Annotated in this window: 6 protein-coding genes; all 6 read left to right on the top strand. The window is 61.0% G+C overall.

Annotated features, from left to right (window positions below):
• Positions 1–198 precede the first annotated feature (198 nt).
• The 6 genes from pyrH to bamA all read left to right on the top strand — a co-directional run bounded on the left by pyrH (position 199) and on the right by bamA (position 6,980).
• Positions 199–921 carry a UMP kinase gene (gene pyrH, locus NKI20_RS26750; RefSeq protein ID WP_023759248.1) on the top strand — a complete coding sequence of 241 codons (723 nt, stop codon included), beginning with the start codon at positions 199–201 and terminating at the stop codon, positions 919–921.
• Between the two features lie 87 nt (positions 922–1,008).
• On the top strand, positions 1,009–1,563 hold the full coding sequence (gene frr, locus NKI20_RS26745; RefSeq protein WP_352836000.1) for a ribosome recycling factor: 555 nt from the start codon (positions 1,009–1,011) through the stop codon (positions 1,561–1,563).
• Positions 1,564–1,597: 34 nt separating this feature from the next.
• A complete protein-coding gene (locus NKI20_RS26740; RefSeq protein WP_023759246.1) occupies positions 1,598–2,332 on the top strand; it encodes an isoprenyl transferase in 735 nt (244 codons plus the stop codon).
• Positions 2,329–3,144 (top strand): phosphatidate cytidylyltransferase, encoded by an 816-nt coding sequence (locus NKI20_RS26735; RefSeq protein WP_352835996.1) that lies wholly within the window; start codon positions 2,329–2,331, stop codon positions 3,142–3,144. Before NKI20_RS26740 ends, NKI20_RS26735 begins: the two co-directional genes overlap by 4 nt.
• A gap of 103 nt (positions 3,145–3,247) precedes the next feature.
• Positions 3,248–4,390, top strand: coding sequence for an RIP metalloprotease RseP (gene rseP / locus NKI20_RS26730; protein ID WP_352835993.1), 1,143 nt, complete (start codon positions 3,248–3,250; stop codon positions 4,388–4,390).
• A gap of 217 nt (positions 4,391–4,607) precedes the next feature.
• Entirely contained in the window at positions 4,608–6,980 is a 2,373-nt protein-coding gene (gene bamA, locus NKI20_RS26725; protein ID WP_352607478.1) for an outer membrane protein assembly factor BamA, read from the top strand.
• Positions 6,981–7,008: the final 28 nt, after the last annotated feature.

The raw sequence follows: 7,008 nt of genomic DNA, 5'->3' as shown, positions 1-7,008 counted from the left end.
TTTGGTTATTCCATCCTGTGCCGCAGCTGTTTTTTATTGGCGATTTGCCGGGGGGTTGTTCCGGTGCGGCTCCACACTGCCGGCCGGGGCGCGGGTTCCCTGGGGGGCGCCCTGCGTGTATCGGAACGCGATTGTTCGGGGCGGTGACTGCGCGAGGGTTGCCATCCGGACGCGCCACACGCAAATGACGAGGACCAGATGACGGTGAAGCCCCTCTACCGACGTGTCTTGCTGAAAGCGTCGGGCGAAGCATTGATGGGCGAACAGCATTTCGGCATCGACGTTTCGGTCGTCGACCGCATCGCCGGCGACATCGCCGAGGCGCGTGCACTGGGCATCGAGGTCGGCGTCGTCATCGGCGGCGGCAATATCTTTCGTGGCGTGGCCGTTGCCTCCAAAGGTGGCGACCGTGTCACCGGCGACCACATGGGCATGCTTGCCACGGTCATCAATTCGCTGGCGCTGCGCACGTCATTGAACAAGATCGGTGTCGACGCCGTGGTGCTTTCGGCTATCGCCATGCCTGAGCTTTGCGAGAGTTTTTCGCAGCGCCAGGCGACCAGCTACATGAATCAGGGCAAGGTGGTGATCTTTGCCGGCGGCACCGGCAATCCGTTCTTTACCACTGATTCGGCCGCCGCACTTCGCGCGGCTGAAATCGGCGCCGACGCGCTGTTCAAGGGCACCCAGGTCGACGGGGTCTACTCGGCGGACCCGAAGAAGGACCCAAATGCGACACGTTTCGAGCGCATCAGCCATGGCGAAGTCATAAATCGCGGCCTTTCCATCATGGATACGGCAGCGATTGCACTTGCGCGCGAAAACAACATTCCGATAATCGTCTATTCGATCCACGAAAAAGGTGGTTTCGGCGATATCCTGAGGGGCGGCGGCCGCTGCACGGTCGTCACGGATGATTGACCCGGGCCTGATCCCGAAGAAAGGGGAGCAGGCTCGAACACGGCCCCAAAGCAGTGAACCCGCGTCAGACGGGTCGAGGAGATTAAGATGAGTGGTGAGTACGACGATCTCAAGCGGCGCATGGATGGAGCAATCGCAGCGTTCAAGCATGATCTGGCTTCGCTGCGGACCGGTCGCGCCTCCAGCAATCTGCTCGATGCGGTCCAGGTGCAGGCCTATGGCACCACGATGCCGATCAACCAGGTCGCCAACGTCTCGGTGCCGGAGCCTCGTATGATCTCGGTATCGGTTTGGGACAAGTCGATGGTCGGCGCGGGCGACCGCGCCATCCGCGAATCCAATCTGGGTTTCAACCCGATCGTCGACGGCACCAATCTCAGAATTCCACTGCCCGAACTCAACGAACAGCGCCGCAAGGAACTGGTCAAGATCTCGCACACCTATGCCGAGAATGCCCGGGTCGCCGCGCGCCATGTGCGCCGCGACGGCATGGATTTCCTGAAGAAAGCGGAGAAGGACGGCGAGATCAGCGAAGACGATCAGCGCAAGCGCTCGGACCAGGTCCAGAAACTTACCGACGAGACGATCAGCACCATTGACCACCTGCTTTCCGATAAGGAAGCTGAAATCATGCAGGTTTAGGGTCGTGGCCATAGGCTGACCCGAAAGCGAGAACATGGCAACGCCCGCGCATGTCGCGATCATCATGGACGGAAACGGACGCTGGGCCAAGGCGCGCGGCATGCCTCGTCTTGCGGGCCATCGTGCCGGCGTCGAGGCGCTGCGCAAGACGGTTCGCGCCGCACCCGGGCTCGGCATCTCCTACCTGACCGTCTATGCGTTCTCGTCGGAGAACTGGTCGCGTCCGAAGTCCGAGGTCAGCGACCTGATGGGCCTCTTGAAAATGTTCATCCGCCGGGACCTGGCCGAACTGCACCAAAGTGGCGTGCGGATCAGAATCATCGGCGACAGGGCAGGGCTGCAGCCCGACATCAGGGGGCTGCTCGACGAGGCCGAATCGCTGACATCAGCCAATGAATCGCTGACGCTGGTGATCGCCTTCAACTATGGCGGACGCGACGAGATCGTGCGCACGGCGCGCAAGCTTGCTTCGGCGGTGGCGCGTGGCGAACTCGAGAGCGACGCGATATCAGCCGAAAGCTTTGCCGGCGCCCTCGACACGCATGGCATTCCCGACCCCGAGCTGGTCATCCGCACCAGCGGCGAGCTCCGGCTGTCGAACTTCCTTTTGTGGCAGGCCGCCTATAGCGAGCTCGTCTTCCTGCCTTGTTATTGGCCCGACTTCAGCCGCGAGCATCTTGCCGAAGCGTTGCGTGAATTTGCCGGCCGCGAACGCCGATTCGGCGGACTTGGAGCCCAGGACGTCGCTTCGCGACCGGCCGCGGGATGAGCAATCTCCGGCTGCGCGTCATTTCGGCGATCGTGCTTGCCATCATCACCCTTGGCTTGACCTGGCTCGGCGGTCTGCCGTTCCGCTTGCTGTGCGCCGTGATCGCTGGGGTCATCTTCTATGAATGGACCCGCATGTCGCGCCCGGCCGGGGCCACGGGTCTGGGTTTCCTGCCGGAAGCGCTGCTGGTTGTCTTCATTGGCGCCTTGATTGGTGGCCTTGGCGCGTCCTGGCTGTTGCCATTTGTCGTGGTCATGGTTGCCACAACGGCGATTGCCGCATCGATTCGCAAGGCCGGGCAATGGGACGCGAGCGGTCTTGCCTATGCTGCCGTTTCAGGCCTGTCGCTCGCCTTGCTGCGCGACGGTGACCGTTCAGGCCTTGTCGCCATCCTGTTCCTGTTCGCGGTCGTCTGGGCCACTGATATCTTTGCCTATTTCGTTGGCCGTGCGGTTGGAGGCCCGAAGCTGGCGCCGGCGATCTCACCTGGCAAGACACGCAGCGGCGCGCTCGGCGGCGCTGTTGGAGGCGTCGTCGCGGGGCTGATCCTCGGCGCCATTGCCGGTGTCGGCAACCTGGCGTTGCTCAGCCTGGTGGCGCTCGTGTTGTCAATTGTCTCACAGGCCGGGGACCTGTTTGAATCCTGGGTCAAACGCCGCCACGGCCGCAAGGATTCGGGTACGCTGATCCCAGGCCATGGTGGCGTGATGGATCGCGTCGATGGGCTTGTCGCGGCGGCTTTCGCCCTATACGTCATTGGCTGGATTTCGGCGACCGCCGATCATCCGGCGCAGGGTCTGTTTCCCGTTTGAGTGGTGTCATTTCAGGTCCGATGCGCGATGCGCCTTGGATTCGCCCGGATTGGTGTCACAGTCACGGCGCAATCCGCGCCGTGGAAGAATTTGAGGGTTGGTCTTGAACGAGATTCTTCACGCGCTTTTCAGCACAGAAGGCTTTGTCCTCGGCACGCTGGTGCCGTTCCTCTTCGTGCTGACCGTGGTCGTATTCGTCCATGAGATGGGCCACTACCTTGTCGGGCGCTGGTGCGGCATCGGTGTCAAGGCCTTCTCGATCGGCTTCGGTCCCGAACTCTTCGGCTTCAACGACAGCCACGGCACGCGCTGGAAACTCTGCGCGATACCGCTTGGCGGCTATGTCAAATTCGTCGGCGACATGAGCGCCACCTCGAGCCAGCCCTCGACGGAAGAACTCAAGACCCTGACGGAGGAGGAGCGCAAGGTCGCCTTTCACACGCAGCCGATCTGGAAGCGCGCGGCAACAGTGGTGGCCGGGCCGGTGTTCAATTTCCTGCTGACGATCGTCGTCTTTGCCGTGCTGTTCACTGCCTATGGCCGTTATGTCGCGGAGCCGATGGTGGCCGAGGTGACGGCCGACAGCCCGGCGGCGAAGGCCGGCATCCTGCCCGGCGATCGATTCGTCAGCGTCGACGGCAACAAGGTCGAAACCTTTGGCGACGTCCAGCGCCTGGTCTCGGGCCGCGCCGACGACGTCATTACCTTCGTCATGCTGCGCGGCGGCAAGGAGGTCACGGTGACCGCGGCGCCGCGGCTGATGGAACAGGAAGACGCGCTCGGCAACAAGGTCAAGGTCGCCGTGATCGGCGTCGTCAACAACAAGGAACTCGGCCAGCCGCGGCTCGTCACCTACACACCCGTCCGGGCGGTTGCAGCGGCCGTCCAGGAAACCGGGCATGTCATCCAGCGCACCGGCCAGTTCCTGCAGCGCTTTGTCGTTGGGCGCGAGGACAAATGTCAGCTGGGCGGCCCGGTGAAGATCGCGGACATGGCCGGCAAGGCGGCGAAACTGGGATTCGAATGGCTCGTGCAGCTGGTTGCAATGCTGTCGGTTGGCATCGGGTTTCTCAACCTTTTGCCGATTCCCCCCCTCGACGGCGGCCATCTCCTGTTCTACGGGGTGGAGGCCGTCATTCGCCGTCCGGTGTCGGAACGGATGATGGAAATGGCCTATCGGGCCGGGTTGCTTCTGGTGCTGTGCTTCATGGGGTTCGTTTTCTGGAACGATCTGTTTGGATGCTGAAATCATGAAGAAATTCGGCTTCTGCATGGCCGGTGTTGAGACGCCGTTTACCATGCACCGGGATATGAGTGACGCGAAAGCCACGCCGCAAGGCTAAGTAAATACAAATTAACCAGAAGCCTTGCGTGTAGGGAAAATCCGGTTAATACGGTAGGGGAAATTACCGCACGTCCGGTTTTCTCGCCGTGGGGACTACGAGAAAAGGTTATTAAGCCCGATGAAGGCAGCATCCAAGTTTCTGAGCGCCGCTTCCGCGGTGACCCTGTCCGCGGCTCTTGTCGTGCCAGGCGCTCTCGCAGTGCAGTTCGTTGCCACATCGGCGGCCGAAGCCGCTGTCGTCAGCAGAGTCGAAGTGAGCGGCAACCAGCGTATCGACGCTGAGACAATCCGCAATTACATCACCATCAAGCCGGGCAAGGCGTTCTCCAGTTCCGATATTGATAGCGCCATCAAGGCGCTGTTCGGCACCGGCCTGTTCTCGGATGTGCAGATCAACCAGGTCGGATCGACCCTGGTGGTCAAGGTTGCCGAGTACCAGGTCGTCAACCAGGTGCTGTTCCAGAACAACAAGAAGCTCAAGGACAATGCGCTTGCGGCGGCGGTGCAGCTGAAGCCGCGCGGGACGTTCTCGCAGGCAACGCTCGATGCCGACGTCGAATCGATCAAGGCTGCCTACAAACGTATCGGCCGGGACGATGTGACGGTGACCACCCAGGTCATGCAGCTCGGCGACAACCGCGTGAACGTGGTCTTCAACATCACCGAAGGCGAACGTACGCAAATCGCGGCGATCAATTTCGTCGGCAACAGCGCCTATTCGAGCCGCCGCCTGTCGGATGTGATCAATACCAAGCGTTCGTCGTGGGTTTCGTTCATCCTGCGCGACGACGTCTATGACGAGGACAAGCTGCGCGCCGACCAGGAACTGCTGCGCCGCTTCTACTACAATCACGGCTATGCCGACTTCCAGGTCGTGTCCGCAGTCGGCGAACTCGACAGCGCGACGAACAAGTACACGGTCACCATTACCGTCCAGGAAGGCGACCGCTACACATTCGGTGACGTCAGCGTCGAAAGCACGATCCCGGAAGTAGACGGCAAGGCACTGGAATCGGTGATCGAGACCCGCAAGGGCGACGTCTACAACGCCAAGGACGTCGAGGATTCCATCATTGCCCTGACCGAGAAGGTGGCCGGTTCCGGCTATGCCTTCGCGCAGGTGACGCCACGCGGCGACCGCAATTTCGAAAACCACACCATTTCGGTGGTCTACACGATCGACCAAGGCACCAAAGCCTATATCGAGCGCATCGAGATCCGTGGCAACGACCGCACGCGCGATTATGTCATCCGTCGCGAGTTTGACGTCAGTGAGGGCGACGCCTTCAACCAGGTGCTCATCCAGCGCGCGAAGAAGCGTCTGGAAAACCTTAATTACTTTGACAAAGTCGATATCTCGACCGTTCCGGGCTCGCAGCCTGACCAGGTCGTTCTGGTGGTCGACGTGGTCGAGAAGTCGACCGGTGAATTCTCGGTTGGTGCTGGCTATTCGACCGGTGGCGATACGGCTGGCCCATCCGTCGAAGGGTCGATCACCGAGCGCAACTTCCTTGGTCGTGGCCAGTTCATCAAGGTGTCGGCAGGCGGCGGCAAGAATTCGCGCGATTACAGCCTGTCCTTCACCGAGCCCTATTTCCTCGGACGGCGTATCGCTGCCGGCTTCGACATCTTTAAGCAGACCCGGAACTACGATCACTACGACAGCGACACCACGGGTGCGACCGTTCGCTTCGGTCTGCCGATCACGGACAGCATCTCGACGCAGCTCGCGTACAACATCTCGCAAGAGAAATACAAGCTGGATGATGGTTGCGTGACCGATGGCGTTTATGACCCCCTTAAGTGCAAGGTTTCAGACGCTATCCTGGATGGCATAGAGCAAAGTCCATGGATCAAGTCTTCTGTCAGCCTGGGGCTGGTCTACAACACTATCGACGACATGAAGAACCCGCATGAGGGTATCTACGCCAACACGACTGTGGAGGTTGCAGGTCTCGGTGGCGATGCAAAGTTCGTCAAGATCACCGGACGGGGCAGCATCTACCAGACGTTGTCTGAGCAATATGATCTGGTCGGGCTTATTTCGGGCGGCGCCGGTCATGTCGAAGGCTACGGCGGCGATGGCGATCTGCGCGTGTTCGATCACTTCCAGAGCAGCGACCGAATGATCCGCGGCTTCGCTTACGGTGGCATTGGTCCCGTCGACAGTGATGGTGCGGGCGACCACCTGGGCGGCACCACCTATTTCAATGCTTCGGCGGAAGCCCAGTTCCCGCTGCCGGTAGTTCCGGAGAGTTTCGGCCTGCGCGGCGCGGTGTTTGCGGACGCGGCAACGCTCTACGGCAGCAAGGTCGCCCACGATTTGGTCGACCAGTCGTCGGTCGACATGAAGCTGCGCGCCTCGGTCGGTGTCGGCCTTATGTGGGCGTCGCCGTTCGGTCCGATCCGTATCGACTATGCGATCCCGGTCAAGAAGGAAGCGTCCGACGATGTGCAGGAATTCAACTTCGGCATATCGACCCGCTTCTGATCGGTGGCCAACGATGCTCCCGGGTCTT

Source organism: Mesorhizobium sp. M0830, assembly GCF_040319965.1.
GTDB lineage: Bacteria > Pseudomonadota > Alphaproteobacteria > Rhizobiales > Rhizobiaceae > Mesorhizobium.
This window is presented reverse-complemented; position numbering and strand designations above follow the sequence as displayed.